Here is a 16,056-nt window from a genome sequence, read left to right as displayed (position 1 = left end):
TTGAAAAATAATGGGAAAAGAAGGCCGGACGAGCCGGCCTATCAATGATTAACCTGGGATTTTGGCAACCATACGAACTGACGTGGTCAGCTCTTCAAGTTGTAGCCAAGGACGCAGGTGAGCGACGGCTGAATATGCGCCCGGACGACCTGGTTGTTCTACAACTTCAATGCGAGATTCCGCAAGCGGTGTTTTCGCGCGCTGTTCATTACCAATGGCACCAGCGTTGGTGTATTGGTCGATCCACAGCTGAAGTTCACGCTGAATATCAGGAGCTTCAAGGTTCGAACCTAACTTGTCACGACCCATCACTTTTAGGTAGTGGGCGATACGGCCACTTGCCATGATGTACGGTAGGCGAGCTGAGATTGCAGCATTCGCTGTTGCGTCAGGATCTGTGTAAGTCTTAGGTTGCTGCGTCGTTTGTCCACCGATAAATACGCCGTAGTTGCTGTTTTTGTAGTGAACAAGCGGTAGGAAGCCTAAGTCGCTGAGCTCTTTTTCACGCTCATCCGTTAGGTTAACTTCGGTTGGGCATTGTTGAACTAGGTCACCAGCTTCAGTCTTGTAGGTAAGGTTAGGTAGGTTTTCTACTTTACCACCATTATCTAGACCGCGAATCGACGTACACCAACCAGAAGCAGTGTAAGCTTGAGTCATTTTTAGGCCTAGGTCGTAGGCTGCATTTGACCAAACAAGCTCGTCGTTACTCGCTGGATTTGGATTACCATCCATATCCGTACCAAGCTCTTCATAGTCGAATAAGCTTGTACCTAGGCCTTTTGCACCGTATGGCAAACGCGCCATAGTGCGAGGAAGCGTTAGTGTTACGTAACGAGCATCATCACTCTGACGGAATGAGTTCCACGCGGCGTACGCTGGTGAGTCAAAGCCTGCAGCGACTGGCTTACCTTCGTCGAAGGTTGTGAAGTCATTGAATTCGAACATTTGCGCATTGGCAGCAGCAACGAACGGTGCGTGACACGCTGCAGCAACTTCACCCATGTAGCGAAGTAGGGCAACGTCTTCGTCTTTTGCACTAAATTCATAGTCACCAATGAATGTACCGTATGGTTCACCACCCGCCGTACCAAATTCACCTTGGTATACAGCGTTGAAAAGCGGGCTACGGTCAATAGCAGGTGCATCTTCAAACTGTTCTAGCAGCTCTTCTTGGCTGTAGTCGACCATTTTGATTTTTAGGTCGCGACCAAGTTCGCTTTCTTTTACCAGTTTCTGCAGACCACGCCATGAACCTTCCAGTTTTTGGAAGTCTTTTTGTTGCATAACCTGAGAAAGCTGACTAGAAAGCTTCTTGTCGATCTCAGAGATTGCATTTTCAATGGTCTTAGTCAGGTTCTTATCCCATGTGACCGTACCAGATAGCGCTTGCTCAGCAAGAACAGAGAAGAGCTCTTTAGTTGTATCAGCAGGTGTTTGCGTTGTTGCTTCAATCGCTCGATCAAGGAAACTCAGAGCACCTTCGGCAGCGCCAGCTTCGGCTTGGGTTTGGTTTTCAGCTTCTGTGCTCATTATTCATCTCCCTCTTTTTTTATGCCGAGTTCATCAGATAGCGCGTTGATAGTATCTGCACTTTGCAGAACTTCTTTTAACAGCTTTTCTAGGTCGCGAGAGCGGTCGGCCTTAGAAAGTAGAACTTTTAGCTGATTGCGGGTTTCTACTAGCTTCTTAAGAGGCTCTACCTGTTCAACGATTGCTTCAGGTTCGAAGTCCTTCATCGAATTGAACGCAAGGTTCGCTTCAAATTGGCTATCGTCATCAGCTAGAACATTGTCTACTTTCATGCTTAGTTCTGGACCAACACGCTTCATAACGTTGTCAAAGTTATCTTTGTCTACGTTATAGAAAGTGCGTTCCTCGACATCTTCTTTGTCTTGCTTATGACCCGAGTAGTCACCAATTACCCCAACAACAAATGGGAGTTCTTTGGTTTCTACAGCGCCATTGGTTTCCACATCGTAAGTGATACTTACGCGGTTTTTACTTACGCGTTTGTGTTGGGAATTCAGTGCCACAATGGATCTCCTTATTCAATTAAGATGCTGTAGACGTTACTTTCGCCGTCGTTGCATCGAAGCCCACTTCTGGACCTTTCTCAATCTTGCCGCCTTCACCTTCGATGTAGTACGCCTTAGAAATTTCAGTGTACGTAAGGCTAAATGATTCGTTTGGCAGCGTGCCGTCTGAAGCGGCCATGTTGTAGCTAGACATACGAGCTGCTTTCAGAGTCAGAATTAGGTAAGGATCGGCACCAGAACCTTCACGGTTAGGTTTAGTCATAACGATTTCTACCGTTTTACCTTCGCCGCCTGGAGCGTATAGGAAAGTAGTCAGGTGAGGTGTTGCACCGTCACAACCACGAGTAACGTTTACTTCACCCAGCGCAACCATACCTTGGTCTGCGTTGTTAGCATTACCAACGTCGATACCAACGCCACGCACAGCATTCCAAGTGATAGTATCGATAGCAAAAAAGCCATCTTTACCACCAATCTTCTCTACTGTAGCTGCACCCTTAGGTTTCGTGCCGTCGATTCTCATGAAAATAGAAGCCATTTTATTCTCCTTTGCTATCTAGCATTATTTACCACTCAAAGTCGCTAAGACTGTCTGGCGACTTAGAGGTGGTCTCTTCAGTTTTTATAGGTTGAGTTGGTACACTCTCTTCTGTAGGAAGGGTAACGGAAGAAGGTGACACTTGAGCGACTTCTGCTTGACTAACAACAGGGTTGCTCATATTTACAGTCGGAGAGAACGCTTCTCCTTTATCAGCAAGGTCAACTTTGTCTAAGTTGTCCATACCAGTTAATTGATTGATATGCTCCATAACGTTGTTATTACCGCCCGTCATTTCCTGTAGGAGCTCAGGTAAACTCATGTATCCCCAACGAATGGCTCGCTCAAGCAAGAAGGAGATAGGGCTATGCGGCTCGGTCGCTTTGAAATACTCTGCGATTTTTCTCAGCTCTTGGAATGCGTGATCGCGAGAGGCAAGGTTACCCACGCTGGTGAAAGCGGTGGCATTGGTTGTTAAAGCTTGGTTGAGCGATGGAGCTGCGTCGTTTGCGGTCACGTTACTTGTTGGTGCTGCGGACTCGACAGATTGCGTAGTGCTCGTTGCTGCCGCCATTTCGGCTTGCGGCTCAGCAATGCTCGCCTCAGGCGCCACTTCGGTGTGTACTTCTTCTACCGTTTCTTCTTTACGAGGCAAGAACTCATCATCGAGTGGCCAGTTAGCAAACTTCTCTTCGGTTAAGAATCGAATTGCGTTGATAGAGTTGGCGATATTGGCTTTGACGAAACGAAAACTGGTTGGTGTGACGCCTATTTCCTGGCACTCTTTTGCGATAGCCGCTTCTGCCTGTGAAAAGTGTTGGTAGCTTTGAGAGAGCAGCATGACTGTCTCTTCAACGTCAGATGAGAATTGGCTCTGAGCCGCCTCTTTAAGACTCGCAAGTTCACCTGAACGCTCTGCCCGTAAATAATCGCCATAGGTTATTTCGTCAATAAGGCTGATAAGTTGCAGAGGCATGAAAAGGGCAGTTGAGTCGTTACTTTCACCGACAAGCTGAAGTAATGGCTTGATTCTAAATTCTGCTAATTCTCTTGCGATCCCCTGTTCGTCGCTGCTCTTGAGTTTATTCTCAGGCAGGGTCGGGTGAAGGGTTGACCAGTAGCGTTCAACGAGCTCGGTTAGTACTTTCGTTGAGTCGGCGAGCGCTTGATAAGGTTTCGCAGTGAATAACTGACTGGCGATATACCAACCTAAAAGCTCAATGTCTTTTGTCGACTTTGTTAACGCATCGAATGCATCTTGTCTTAATTGGGCCCAATTGGAATCGTTAGCGTCAAGTAATGCTTCATCACTGGATGCATCAGGAGTTTCAATAAGCTGTCGGAATGAGGATTGAGCAGTGTTGTAGCTGTTACGAAGAGAACGGTACGCCGATCGATCGAGCTTCAGGTAGGTTCCTGTTTCTGCTTCATCTGAAATTGGCGCCAATAAACTTTCGATATCTACCATACGACTTCCGTTGCTTGAGTGTAAATGCTTGGTTAATGCAAGTGGTTGTTTAATTGTTAGATTAGGAGTTTTCCTACATAGATATAGTCTAGGGTTATTTTATAAAAAGGCTCGTCCAAAATTACTATTTACTCAAAAAAGTGACCTGCATCTAGAAAATTGGACGGATGACGGTTAAAAAATGCTAAATCCTTGTTTGTGAAATGGTTTTATCCACCTATTAGCACTGTGGGCATTCCTAGGACAATCGAGCCACCGTGCGCCGTCGTATCACCCATTCGTGCTGCAGGTTTGTTCATAACTAGCACGGTTGCACTGCCTTTGATGATCGAATCTGGGGGACCGACACAGACGCACATGTCGCCCATTGTCGCCGCTGGCATATTGCCAATAAGTACTGTGGGTACACCTGGCCCACTAATGGGGCCGCCGACATGCGGCACGGGAGGTACCGCAGGTGTTTGCATTGGACAAACGTGCATATCAGTCAGTCTTGCTGCTAAGGTCATGCTGCTCCTCCATTGCCACCGCATGCAATATCGATAACGTAAGTCATTGAATTAGTATAGTAGTCTTCTGCGTTATTCCAAGTTGGTAGCGCCGAAGAATGGTTAATTGCGCCTGCAACCGCTTTGGCAAACAAGAAAGGATCGGGTAGCACTACAGGTAAGTCAGGGGAGACAATACTTCCCGAACCATTCCAAAATACTGCTTGAGCTAACCAAGATGGGCCGCAGTTGAGCTCTAATCGGTTAGAGAGTAGTTCTGCCTTACGTCTTAGTTCTTCGCTAGGTGAATGAACCCATTGTTGGGCTGTTTGGATACACTGCATTTGGCTAGCGCTCCAAACGTCTTTGCGTTGCAGTAGACATAGGCTAGCCCACCAGATCGCTTCTCTAACTGGTAGGGCATGTGCAAGGAATTGAATCAAGTCATTGTAGAGTTCGTTCTCGCGCAAAGCTTGAATTGATTCATCAATCGTCAGGTCTGGATTGAGTACGGCCATCGCTTCTTCTGACGCCTTGAATCTCGGTAGAATTTGCCCGCAGGTTTGATATGGGATTTTTTTATAGCTCATTAGTTTACCTTGACAATCGCACCTTTAACTTCGCCCATCACACCGCCATCAAACGTTGCTTTGAGGCCAGACTTAAATTCCGCACTCAGTGAACCTTCGGCGGAAAGAGTCGTGTCGGCCTTAATCGCGACACTTAAGCCTTTAATCGAGTTAGAACTGGTTGCTTCAAGCGCGGTAGTGGTACCACTTACTTTGTTGGCAGAGGTGGCTTTACTGGTGACATTGGTACCTTGAAGGTTGAGCGCATTGCTCGCTTTTATGTCAATGCTACTGGCTTCAATCGAGATGGAAGATGATGAGATGGATATCTTGCTAGAGCCAACCTTTAAATCAATTGTGTCATCGGCTTCTAACGTAATCGTCTTAGCTTTTTCAGACAGAGCCTTTGTCACCGATAAGGTGTAGTTATCTTCCGTCTTGATCGCCATCTGCTTGGTAACCGTCTGCGCCAGTTCGCCTTTGATCGTTTCGGTGTGATTGTTTTCGATTTCGTTGGTCAAATCTTTCGCGGCATGAAGATAGATAAGTTCGTTATCCTTCTTGTCATCGAAATAGAGTTCATTCGATTGACCACTTAACTTGGTCTTAATGCCGCTTTTGGTGGTATTAGCTTCTTTGTAAGGCGGTGCATTTTTGCTGTTGTAGACACTACCAGTAATGATCGGCTGATCAGGATCGCCATCAATAAATGAAACCAGCACTTCTTGACCTGTACGCGGGACAAACTGAGCGCCGTAGCCGTTTCCTGCCAGCATCTGTGCGACTCGAACATAACAACTGGTTTTGTCGCCACTCGATTCAGTGTCCCAATGAAACTGAATATAGACCCGTCCTTGATCATCTTGGTTTATTTCTCCGGCGCTTGAGCCAGCGACTGTCGCACTTTGAAGACCATGAACACGACTTTTTTCAATCGGTGTCGGGTAGTAAGAGGTTGTTTTTGGTATTGCTGTGATTTGGCTATTACAGACAACATCTTCGGTGTATTGGGTGGTGACCGAAATGATCGAATAATCTGCCAATTGAGATTTATCTAAATGGCTCGCTAGCGAAAACCATGTTGCAACGTCAAACAGGTCATGTTTAGCGGTCGCTACAACCTTTTCATAGTCCTGCTCTAAATAACCAATACGCCTTTTGGCTAGGTTGCTTGCTAGGTCTGTTTTATCACCAGAAACCCCTTGTGGGGGATAGTGTAGGTTAGCCAGTTTGGTGTTATTCGCTATCGTATGATTGCTCTTTTGCGCTTTACTCGATACCAATTTTGACTGGCTGTAGTCGTAGGCGGTTAACTCAACGCTCGCGCCGTGAAATGACAAAGCCGGGGACCAAGTTTCGATAAGTGGCAAAGAACCACTTGGGGTTTCGACCATATCAAATTTTGCGTCGCTTGCTTTATCAAACGGGGACTGAGCATCTTGTAGTACTAACGTATGATCTTTGTCGGAATGAGTGAAATAGTAAGAAATGCCTTCTTCCGCGAGTAAACGCGTTACAAAGTCATAGTCGGATTCATTATATTGAAGGCAATATTCGCGCTTGGTGGTCGGCATTTTCGCGACTTTGTAGCAGCCTTTGAAGCCTGCATTATCAAAAATATCACTGACAATATCTTTGGTTGATTGATTCTGATACACACGAAATGACTGTGTATGTTTCAGAAGCTCTAACCAAGGCTTGAGTGTCACTTCATACAGAGCGAACTGCAGGTTGCCATCCATCCCCAAGCTTTTCACGCCAGTAACAATGCCGTTGTATGAGCGAGATAGCGTCGAGCTGCCTGAGACGTTGGAATAGCGGTTAATGGTGAGCAGTTGACCAAGTTGATTCTGAATATCAAAACTATTCGAGATAAGAGTCGCAGTCACTAAAAATGGTTCAGATAGGGTTTGGGTAACAGAAAATTGGCTTATTGCATGATCCTGCCCTTGGTAATCTTTTGCTGACATTGGACCGGAGGTGGCGGAAAAGTTCTCAGCCATGGCACTTCCTTATAACTGACTTCCCGTTTGAGTAAGTCTACTCTAAACAATGATTTGTGATTTATTGTTAATAATTCATTAAAAAGTAGCAGGTATTGATTCTGAAATAAATTAAATTCACTATTATCTTATAAATTAGATAATTATAAGGAGAGAGAAATGGCGAGCTCAGACGCTAAAAGAATGGCAAAGGAATTCCTGAATCATGTAGAAAAGGAAAGTGCGTCATACCATAAAAGTTGGTCGCGAAAGTTTGGCAATAAGTATCAATCTGCGAAGAACTGGGTTAAACGTGACAAAAAAATGGTCGCGATGGACGTGGTTCAAAAAGGGGTGAAAACCGGTATTGGGATGATCCCGTTTCCGGGTAGCAAAGAGGGTGCTGCGCTACTTGAAGTCGCTGGTGGGGCTGCATTGAAAGCCGCATCAAGAAAAGCTTGGGAAGAAGGCTCAAAGAAAGGGGTTAAGTCTTTGCTTTCTAAGAAAATTGAAGAGGCGAGGAAGCAACTTAAGGTCAATCCTGTCGGTAAAGTCGATCATCAAGTATTTGTGAACTCGGCCCAAAAACGCGATCAAAAGATGCATGCGATTCGAAAGCTTGTTAAATACGAAATTAAGCTACTGCCTAAAAAAGCCGATGAATTGAGTTTAAGGCTATTTAAGCTCAAAGAGGCGATTAATTCATCGAGAAATAAACTATCACAAACGATAGTCAGCATGGACTCAAGTGAAGGGGCAACCTTAGAGCGTATGCAGGCATGGGCTGCTTACTTTTCTGCCATTCAAGAAGTGAATCACTATCAAGATAAATTGCGAGATACCTTGGTACATATCCAAGAAATCACGAAGGATGTTGAGTGGTTCCTCGCGTCGAGCGAAGCGGCCACAGAGCAAATGACCGCTGAAAACCTACCTAAGTTAGAAGAAGCCTTCGATCAGATTAAGCGCGGCTACGGCAATATCAACTCACTGAAACAACTACAAGAGATGATGATCGAGCAAAATCTGATTGAAGCAGGCATGATGGACCCAAGTATGGCTAAGTATAAATATACGCAATAGTCACGATTATGTATGAAACCAAAAAAGGAACTCAATCGAGTTCCTTTTTTCGCTATGCCTATTCACGGCTGTCTGTGGCAATAAGCTTCGCCTTGTTTAAGCTATATGCCATGCTGGCAACTTCATTGGGTTGTGTGGCGATCTCGTCGACTGGCGGAAGAACTACAAAGAAAACCAGTGGTTCATGGTAAGCAGATCGCCACGCATGAGCGTAACGGTCTTTTTTATACGCAGAGAGATTGACTGTTAGGACTAAACTCTCAGCTGATAACTGACTACCTTTAAACCTACCTAATTCATGCACGGCGCCCCAAAGCGATTCGAGGGGACGCTCGTGGGTACTTTTTAAGAACATCTCTAGTTGTAGTGTGCCTTCGTCATTTAACTCATCAGCCACCAAGCGCTGGATTACTCTTACCCCATCGTTAAACGGAAGGTAGGACAAATTATTGTCTACAATCTTTTCGTTTTGAGGGCAGAGTTGAATGGTATTAGCATCTTGTTGGCTAGCATAAACCTCGCAAGAGAACTGCTGAACTATCGTCTTTAAAGCGCAATGAAAAGATGGTGTCTTTAAGTCTTCGAATGAAAATCCTTCACTGTTTTCTACTTCAGCAAACACTTTACTGAAGGATGCTTCGATCTCATTTTGTTTTTCTATGCTGATTAATGCGTTTTGCTTGATGGCTGATTTGAGAACGTTGTTTGATTCAATCACAGATATCTCTTCATCAGAATATGTCGCTTCACTCAGGAGAGGGTAATAAGGCTCACGCTCTGGGGCTGAGAAAAAGGCGCATCCACTTAGGAGTATGCTTGTGGTGAGCGCGCTATACGTGAGGGCTTTACGGACGTACATAGAATTTAGGTTACGAGAATAGCTGTTGGTTTTCAGATACTAATCTGAATAGGACAAGGACTCACTGCAGAAAGATCAATAAAGCCGCGTACGTCACATTAGCCGTATTGTTGCATACATCGCGTTACCTAGCTCATAACGTCCATTACTTTATACCTTAGTCTAAATTGTCGACAATCCTCTTGATTGTCGACAATGTTGTGGTCTATTTTAAATGTATCAGAACAAATTGTAGACAGTGTGGTTTCTTAACGCGAGTGTATTGATTATGAATATAGAACTTAAAACTCGACAAAAAGAAGGTGCTCCGGATAAGGAAAATACCAAATCTGAAAGCCTTACAGAGTCCTTGGTAGAAGCGATTGTCAGTGGCGAGATCGCGCCGGGCAGTAAAATTTCAGAGCCTGAGCTAGCCAAGTTATATCAAGTCAGTCGTGGTCCGCTAAGAGAAGCCATCATGCGCATTGAAGGCCTTGGACTTATTGAGCGCATCCCTCACGTTGGGGCGCGAGTGATCACTTTCTCTCCTGAGAAACTCATCGAGCTTTATTCTGTGCGTGAAGCGTTAGAAGGCATGGCAGCGAGACTGGCTGCGAGACACATCACTGAAGAAGAGTTGCTTGGTCTAGAGTCAGTATTGTCGACACACTCTAAGCACATTGATGAAGTAGAGGGGGCGTCGTACTTCCATCAACATGGCGACTTTGATTTCCACTACCGCATCATATTGGCCAGCCGAAACAGCAAACTCATCTCACTGCTTTGTGATGAGCTATACCATCTGTTACGCATGTATCGTTACCAATCTCCAAGAGCTCAGTCTCGACCAGTTGAGGCACTAGACGAGCACAAATACATCTTACAGGCGATTCGAAATAGAGATGAAGAGTTAGCAGAGATGCTGATGAGACGTCATATTTCGGGTAGTCGAACCTTGATTGAGCAACAAATCCTAAGGGATTAGAGGAAGACAACATGAGTTTATCTCAAGGGGCTAAGTTCAGGCTCGCGGTTGAACAAAATGACCCATTACAAATCGTGGGTACAATTAACCCGTATTGCGCCATGATGGCGAAAAATTTAGGTCACCAAGCAATCTATCTGTCTGGTGGGGGGATCGCCAACGCATCGTACGGGCTACCTGACTTAGGTATTACCACGCTCAATGATGTTCTTGTCGATGTTGAGCGTATTACTAATGCGTGTGACTTACCGCTACTTGTTGATATTGATACTGGTTTTGGTGGCGCTTTCAACATTGCACGCACCATCAAGGCGATGGAAAAAGCAGGAGCGGGTGCGGTGCATATGGAAGACCAAGTTGCGCAGAAACGCTGTGGTCATAGACCGAATAAAGCGATTGTTAGCCAGCAAGAGATGGTCGATCGCGTCAAAGCGGCCGTTGATGCGCGAAACGATGAAAGCTTTGTTGTCATGGCGAGAACAGACGCGCTGGCTGTCGAAGGCATTGATCGTGCGATTGAGCGAGCGATCGCTTGTGTTGAAGCGGGAGCCGATATGATTTTCCCGGAAGCGATGAGCCGCCTAGATCAATACGTTCAATTCTCTGAGGCTCTGGAGCAGGCAACAGGCAAGCATGTGCCAATACTGGCCAATATTACGGAGTTTGGTCAAACGCCGTTGTATGGCTGTGAAGAACTGGCGAAGTCAAAGGTCGACATGGTGCTTTATCCACTCAGTGCATTCCGCGCGATGAACAAAGCGGCTGAAATGGTCTACAAACATCTGTTAGAAGTGGGCAATCAAGAAGCATTGACCGATGCGATGCAAACGCGCAAAGAGCTCTATGCTCACCTTAAATATCATGATTATGAAGATAAGCTCGACCAGCTGTTTTCTGAAGGGAAGTAGAAACAAACGGAAGTCCAAGAAAAGAGTTTCGGAAACCAACCAATAACGTGAAATTGTTTGATTACAAAATGCTCCGAAAAGAGGGCGAGATCAAACAGAAAAGGAGTTCAAAAAATGCCTCTATCATCAAAAAAGAATGAAGAGTTAGGCGGCGCAGGCCTACGTGGTCAAAGCGCTGGTAGCACAGCTTTGTGTACTGTCGGGAAAACGGGGACAGGATTAACCTATCGTGGCTATGATATTACCGATCTGGCCAATAACGCTCAGTTTGAAGAAGTTGCTCACCTACTGTTACGCGGTCACTTACCGAATCAGAAAGAGCTGGATGAATATAAAACGCGCTTAACAAGTTTGCGTGGCTTACCTGCCGAGCTAAAACAAGCGCTTGAACTGATTCCGGCATCAGCTCACCCAATGGATGTCATGCGAACTGGTTGTTCAGTACTGGGCAATCTTGAGCAAGAAATGAGTTTTGACCAGCAACTCGATGCGACAGAGCGAATGTTGGCACTGTTTCCTGCCATCATCTGTTACTGGTATCGCTTTAGTCATGACGGCGTTCGCATCGATACCCAAGACCAATCTGAGCCTTGTATTGGCGGCTACTTCCTTAAGATGTTAACGGATAAAGAGCCAACAGAGATCCACAAACAAGTGATGCACTGTTCGCTAATCTTATACGCAGAGCATGAATTCAATGCTTCAACCTTTGCTGCACGCGTGTGTGCGTCAACGCTATCAGATATTCACTCATGCATTACCGCAGCAATTGGTACGCTACGTGGCCCTCTGCATGGTGGTGCAAATGAAGCCGCAATGGAGATGATCCAAGATTGGCAAACGCCAGAAGAAGCGGAAAACAACATCATGCAGATGTTAGCTAACAAAGACAAAATTATGGGCTTTGGTCATGCTATCTATCGTGAAAGTGACCCAAGAAATGCGCTCATCAAACGTTGGTCGAAAGAGCTGTCTTTAGCGGTGGGCGATACTCACCTTTATGCAGTGTCTGAACGTGTAGAATCCGTAATGAAACGCGAAAAAGGTCTGTTCTGTAATGCGGACTTCTTCCACGCTTCTGCTTATCACTTTATGGATATTCCGACAAAATTGTTCACGCCAATCTTCGTGATGAGTCGATTGACGGGTTGGGCTGCGCATGTCTATGAGCAACGCGCGAATAACCGCATTATTCGCCCAAGTGCGGATTATACCGGACCTGATCATCAAGACTGGGTTGATATCGAAAGTCGCTAAGCGGCTAGGTAATTGTCAACGATTCGCCTCACAACGCGGTGAGGCGAATAACCTATTACCTGAATGGAAGCAGATATGAGCAATAACACTTTATACCGAAAAGCGCTCCCGGGAACCGATCTTGACTATTTCGATGCCAGAGAAGCGGTCAATGCACTATCTGATGGTGCGTATGAAAAGCTACCTTATACCTCCCGCGTATTAGCCGAACAACTGGTTCGACGCTGTGAGCCTAGCAAACTAAATCAAAGCCTAGAGCAGCTTATTTATTGTAAGAGAGACCTCGATTTTCCTTGGTATCCGGCCCGCGTGGTATGTCATGACATCCTTGGCCAGACGGCACTTGTCGATCTTGCAGGGCTAAGAGATGCCATTGCAGAGCAGGGGGGAGATCCCGCTAAGGTTAACCCTGTGGTCGAAACGCAACTCATTGTTGATCACTCATTAGCCGTAGAACACGGCGGGTACGATCCGAAGGCGTTTGAGAAAAATCGCGCGATAGAAGAACGCCGCAATGAAGACAGATTTCATTTTATTGAGTGGTGTAAAACGGCATTTGAAAATGTCAGCGTGATCCCTGCGGGTAACGGCATTATGCATCAGATCAACTTAGAGAAAATGTCGCCAGTTGTTCAAGCGAAACAAGGGATTGCGTACCCAGATACCTGCGTTGGGACCGATAGCCATACGCCCCATGTTGACGCATTAGGCGTCATTGCTATCGGTGTCGGCGGCTTAGAGGCGGAAATGGTGATGCTCGGGCGTCCTTCGATGATGAGACTGCCTGATATTGTTGGTGTAAAACTGACAGGTAAGCGTCAGCCAGGTATTACCGCTACAGATATTGTTTTGGCAATCACTGAGTTTCTGCGCAATGCACGTGTGGTTTCTTCTTACCTTGAATTTTTTGGCGAGGGAGCAAGAGATCTTACGATTGGCGACCGAGCGACAATATCTAATATGACGCCAGAATACGGTGCCACTGCGGGTATGTTCTATATTGATGAGCAGACAATCAATTACCTTAAGTTGACTGGTCGTGATGAAGAGCAGGTTGCACTGGTAGAGCAGTACGCTAAGCAAACTGGCTTGTGGGCTGATGATTTGGAAACGGCTCAGTATGAGCGTGTGCTTGAGTTTGATTTGTCTCAGGTAACTCGCAATATGGCGGGGCCATCGAACCCTCATCGTCGACTTCCTACCTCCGAGCTTGTTGCACGCGGCATTGCAGGTAATGCGATAGAAGAGCAGTCTTCTCAGCAATTGCCAGATGGCGCGGTAATTATTGCGGCGATAACATCATGCACCAATACCAGTAACCCCCGTAATGTGGTTGCAGCGGGCCTTGTGGCTAAGAAAGCCAATGAGCTCGGCCTAATTAGAAAACCTTGGGTGAAGTCTTCATTCGCTCCGGGATCAAAGGTTGCCAAACTTTACTTAGAAGATGCCGGGCTGTTACCGGAATTGGAAAAGCTCGGTTTTGGTATCGTGGCTTATGCTTGCACGACATGTAACGGTATGAGTGGCGCTCTCGACCCTGAGATTCAGCAAGAGATCATTGAACGAGACGTGTACACCACAGCTGTCTTATCAGGGAATCGTAACTTTGATGGGCGTATCCATCCTTATGCTAAACAGGCGTTTCTTGCCTCACCTCCACTCGTGGTTGCTTATGCATTAGCTGGGACGATGCGTTTTGATATCGAACGTGACTCATTAGGCACTGACCAAAGCGGCAATCCAGTCTATCTTAATGATTTATGGCCAACGGACGAAGAGATTGATGCTGTCGTGGGTAAGCACGTCAAACCTGAGCAGTTTAAACAGGTCTATATCCAAATGTTTAAGCTTGATGACGATGAGCGCAGCAGCAATCCTTTATACGACTGGCGACCAAAGAGTACCTATATACGCAGGCCGCCTTATTGGGAAGGAGCGCTGGCAGGAGAGCGCAGCCTTTCAGGAATGCGGCCGTTAGCAGTGTTAGGCGATAACATCACAACTGATCATTTATCACCGTCTAACGCGATTTTAGCGAGCAGTGCCGCTGGTGAATACCTTGCTTCTATGGACGTGCCGGAGGAAGATTTTAACTCATACGCAACTCACCGAGGCGACCACTTAACCGCACAGCGAGCAACGTTTGCTAACCCTAAATTATTCAATGAGATGGTATTAGAGCAAGGCGAAGTGGTTCAAGGTTCACTGACTAGAGTCGAGCCTGAAGGCAAGGTGACCCGTATGTGGGAAGCCATCGAGAACTATATGCAGCGCAAGCAACCACTGATCATTATCGCAGGTGCGGATTACGGCCAAGGGTCATCGCGTGATTGGGCCGCGAAAGGTGTACGTTTGGCTGGTGTTGAAGCCATTGCAGCAGAAGGTTTTGAGCGTATTCACAGAACGAACCTGGTGGGTATGGGCGTATTGCCATTGCAGTTTAAAGCAGGCACAGATCGCAAGACCCTCCAGCTAGACGGTAGCGAGCTTTATGATGTGATCGGTGAAATAACGCCGGGAGCAGACTTAGCGCTAGTGGTGACCCGGACAAACGGTGAAAAAGTTGATGTTCCGGTAACGTGTCGCTTAGATACTGAAGACGAAGTGAATGTCTATAAAGCAGGTGGCGTATTACAGCGCTTTGCTCAAGACTTCTTAGCACAATAGGTAGGAGGTAATCATGGCATCAAGTCAAATTAAGGTTCCCGCTACCTATATGCGCGGGGGCACCAGTAAAGGGGTCTTTTTTAATCTCGAAGAGCTCCCAGCGCAAGCGCAAGAACCGGGTCAAGTAAGAGATAAGTTATTGCTACGCATCATTGGTAGCCCTGATCCTTATGGTAAGCAAATTGACGGTATGGGCGGGGCGACGTCAAGTACAAGCAAGACGGTGATTGTTTCGAAAAGTACTTGCCCTGATCACGATGTGGACTATCTGTTTGGGCAGGTATCAATTGATAAACCGTTTGTCGATTGGAGTGGCAATTGCGGCAACTTGTCTGCTGCCGTCGGGCCTTTTGCCATTCATGCTGGCCTGATAGACCCACAGCGCATTCCACACAACGGTATCGTAGAGGTGCGAGTCTGGCAGGTAAATATCGCCAAGAGCATTGTTGTTCATGTTCCAATTGTTGACGGCTGCGTTCAAGAAACAGGACTGTTTGAACTTGATGGCGTGACGTTTCCTGCAGCCGAAATACAAGTCGACTTTATGTCTCCGGGAGCAAGCGAAGGAAGTATGTTCCCAACTGGTAACCAAGTGGACTCCTTGGAAGTGCCGAATATAGGGACCTTTAGTGCGACCCTGATTAATGCAGGGATCCCGACCATCTTTATTGATGCAGAGGCACTAAGTTATCAAGGCACCGAGCTACAAGAGGCGATCAACAGTGATCAAGCTGCATTAGACCGCTTTGAAACCATCCGAGCCTATGGCGCGTTAAAAATGGGCCTTATTGAGTCTGTAGAGCAAGCCAGTAGCCGCCAGCACACGCCTAAAATAGCGTTTGTATCACAGCCCAAAAGCTATGTTTCATCAAGTGGCAAGAAAATCGATACACAACAGGTTGACCTGCTGGTGCGAGCGTTATCGATGGGCAAGCTCCACCACGCAATGATGGGCACTGCAGCGGTTGCTATCGCTGTTGCGGCATGTGTTCCCGGTACGTTAGTGAATAATGTCTGTGGTGGCGGTGAGCGAGAGTCCGTCACGTTTGGCCATCCGTCAGGCACACTTAAAGTCGGTGCCAAAGCGCTGAACGCTGGCGATGGTTGGACCGCAGAAAAAGCGTCAATGAGCCGAAGCGCTCGCATCTTAATGGAGGGCTTTGTGCGTGTACCCTCCGATATCTTTGAGTAATTGGCACTAAGTCAATTACCTAACGACATAAATAAAGCAATG

The 16,056-nt window shown here is 46.5% G+C and carries 14 protein-coding genes; 6 read left to right on the top strand and 8 right to left on the bottom strand.

What is annotated here, in order from left to right:
* Positions 1–48: 48 nt before the first annotated feature.
* The 7 genes from tssC to ELS82_RS15895 all read right to left on the bottom strand — a co-directional run bounded on the left by tssC (position 49) and on the right by ELS82_RS15895 (position 7,105).
* The gene (gene tssC, locus ELS82_RS15925; RefSeq protein WP_004413922.1) at positions 49–1,533 is read right to left on the bottom strand and encodes a type VI secretion system contractile sheath large subunit; all 1,485 of its coding nucleotides are present in this window, start codon (positions 1,531–1,533) and stop codon (positions 49–51) included.
* Positions 1,533–2,036 carry a type VI secretion system contractile sheath small subunit gene (gene tssB, locus ELS82_RS15920; protein ID WP_004413923.1) on the bottom strand — a complete coding sequence of 168 codons (504 nt, stop codon included), beginning with the start codon at positions 2,034–2,036 and terminating at the stop codon, positions 1,533–1,535. The genes tssC and tssB overlap by 1 nt, the downstream gene beginning before the upstream one ends.
* 19 nt (positions 2,037–2,055) lie before the next feature.
* Positions 2,056–2,577, bottom strand: coding sequence for an Hcp family type VI secretion system effector (locus ELS82_RS15915; RefSeq protein ID WP_004413924.1), 522 nt, complete (start codon positions 2,575–2,577; stop codon positions 2,056–2,058).
* Between the two features lie 28 nt (positions 2,578–2,605).
* Positions 2,606–4,045, bottom strand: coding sequence for a type VI secretion system protein TssA (locus ELS82_RS15910; RefSeq protein WP_134836348.1), 1,440 nt, complete (start codon positions 4,043–4,045; stop codon positions 2,606–2,608).
* Positions 4,046–4,254: 209 nt separating this feature from the next.
* Complete coding sequence (locus tag ELS82_RS15905) at positions 4,255–4,554, bottom strand: PAAR domain-containing protein (RefSeq protein ID WP_134836347.1); 300 nt, start codon at positions 4,552–4,554, stop codon at positions 4,255–4,257.
* On the bottom strand, positions 4,551–5,123 hold the full coding sequence (locus ELS82_RS15900; RefSeq protein ID WP_134836346.1) for a DUF6931 family protein: 573 nt from the start codon (positions 5,121–5,123) through the stop codon (positions 4,551–4,553). The genes ELS82_RS15905 and ELS82_RS15900 overlap by 4 nt, the downstream gene beginning before the upstream one ends.
* Positions 5,123–7,105 carry a type VI secretion system Vgr family protein gene (locus tag ELS82_RS15895; protein ID WP_134836345.1) on the bottom strand — a complete coding sequence of 661 codons (1,983 nt, stop codon included), beginning with the start codon at positions 7,103–7,105 and terminating at the stop codon, positions 5,123–5,125. Before ELS82_RS15895 ends, ELS82_RS15900 begins: the two co-directional genes overlap by 1 nt.
* A gap of 159 nt (positions 7,106–7,264) precedes the next feature.
* Between ELS82_RS15895 and ELS82_RS15890 the strand changes: the two genes are divergently transcribed.
* The gene (locus tag ELS82_RS15890) at positions 7,265–8,167 is read left to right on the top strand and encodes a hypothetical protein (RefSeq protein ID WP_134836344.1); all 903 of its coding nucleotides are present in this window, start codon (positions 7,265–7,267) and stop codon (positions 8,165–8,167) included.
* Between the two features lie 58 nt (positions 8,168–8,225).
* Here the strand turns inward: ELS82_RS15890 and ELS82_RS15885 are convergent, their stop codons facing one another.
* Positions 8,226–8,885, bottom strand: coding sequence for a hypothetical protein (locus tag ELS82_RS15885; protein WP_244230794.1), 660 nt, complete (start codon positions 8,883–8,885; stop codon positions 8,226–8,228).
* 409 nt (positions 8,886–9,294) lie between these two features.
* Between ELS82_RS15885 and ELS82_RS15880 the strand changes: the two genes are divergently transcribed.
* The 5 genes from ELS82_RS15880 (at position 9,295) to prpF (ending at position 16,014) form a co-directional block, all read left to right on the top strand.
* A complete protein-coding gene (locus tag ELS82_RS15880) occupies positions 9,295–9,990 on the top strand; it encodes a GntR family transcriptional regulator (protein WP_134836342.1) in 696 nt (231 codons plus the stop codon).
* A gap of 11 nt (positions 9,991–10,001) precedes the next feature.
* Positions 10,002–10,898, top strand: a complete 897-nt coding sequence (gene prpB, locus ELS82_RS15875) for a methylisocitrate lyase (protein WP_134836341.1) — start codon at positions 10,002–10,004, stop codon at positions 10,896–10,898.
* 114 nt (positions 10,899–11,012) lie between these two features.
* On the top strand, positions 11,013–12,155 hold the full coding sequence (gene prpC / locus ELS82_RS15870; protein ID WP_134836340.1) for a bifunctional 2-methylcitrate synthase/citrate synthase: 1,143 nt from the start codon (positions 11,013–11,015) through the stop codon (positions 12,153–12,155).
* Positions 12,156–12,230: 75 nt separating this feature from the next.
* On the top strand, positions 12,231–14,822 hold the full coding sequence (gene acnD, locus ELS82_RS15865; RefSeq protein WP_134836339.1) for a Fe/S-dependent 2-methylisocitrate dehydratase AcnD: 2,592 nt from the start codon (positions 12,231–12,233) through the stop codon (positions 14,820–14,822).
* A 13-nt stretch (positions 14,823–14,835) separates the two neighbouring features.
* Positions 14,836–16,014 carry a 2-methylaconitate cis-trans isomerase PrpF gene (prpF, locus tag ELS82_RS15860; protein ID WP_134836338.1) on the top strand — a complete coding sequence of 393 codons (1,179 nt, stop codon included), beginning with the start codon at positions 14,836–14,838 and terminating at the stop codon, positions 16,012–16,014.
* The last annotated feature ends 42 nt before the right edge of the window (positions 16,015–16,056 follow it).

The sequence above is a fragment of the Vibrio ouci genome (assembly GCF_004551525.1).
Taxonomy (GTDB): domain Bacteria; phylum Pseudomonadota; class Gammaproteobacteria; order Enterobacterales; family Vibrionaceae; genus Vibrio; species Vibrio ouci.
Note: the sequence above shows the minus strand (reverse complement) of the source record. Positions and strands in the feature narration are given on the sequence as shown.

Coding starts and splice junctions, on each gene's coding strand:
- ELS82_RS15895 (WP_134836345.1), bottom strand. CDS start 7,105: ATGGCTGAGAACTTTTCCGCCACCTCCGGTCCAATGTCAGCAAAAGAT.
- tssC (WP_004413922.1), bottom strand. CDS start 1,533: ATGAGCACAGAAGCTGAAAACCAAACCCAAGCCGAAGCTGGCGCTGCC.
- ELS82_RS15900 (WP_134836346.1), bottom strand. CDS start 5,123: ATGAGCTATAAAAAAATCCCATATCAAACCTGCGGGCAAATTCTACCG.
- prpF (WP_134836338.1), top strand. CDS start 14,836: ATGGCATCAAGTCAAATTAAGGTTCCCGCTACCTATATGCGCGGGGGC.
- ELS82_RS15905 (WP_134836347.1), bottom strand. CDS start 4,554: ATGACCTTAGCAGCAAGACTGACTGATATGCACGTTTGTCCAATGCAA.
- prpB (WP_134836341.1), top strand. CDS start 10,002: ATGAGTTTATCTCAAGGGGCTAAGTTCAGGCTCGCGGTTGAACAAAAT.
- ELS82_RS15915 (WP_004413924.1), bottom strand. CDS start 2,577: ATGGCTTCTATTTTCATGAGAATCGACGGCACGAAACCTAAGGGTGCA.
- prpC (WP_134836340.1), top strand. CDS start 11,013: ATGCCTCTATCATCAAAAAAGAATGAAGAGTTAGGCGGCGCAGGCCTA.
- ELS82_RS15910 (WP_134836348.1), bottom strand. CDS start 4,045: ATGGTAGATATCGAAAGTTTATTGGCGCCAATTTCAGATGAAGCAGAA.
- ELS82_RS15880 (WP_134836342.1), top strand. CDS start 9,295: ATGAATATAGAACTTAAAACTCGACAAAAAGAAGGTGCTCCGGATAAG.
- acnD (WP_134836339.1), top strand. CDS start 12,231: ATGAGCAATAACACTTTATACCGAAAAGCGCTCCCGGGAACCGATCTT.
- ELS82_RS15890 (WP_134836344.1), top strand. CDS start 7,265: ATGGCGAGCTCAGACGCTAAAAGAATGGCAAAGGAATTCCTGAATCAT.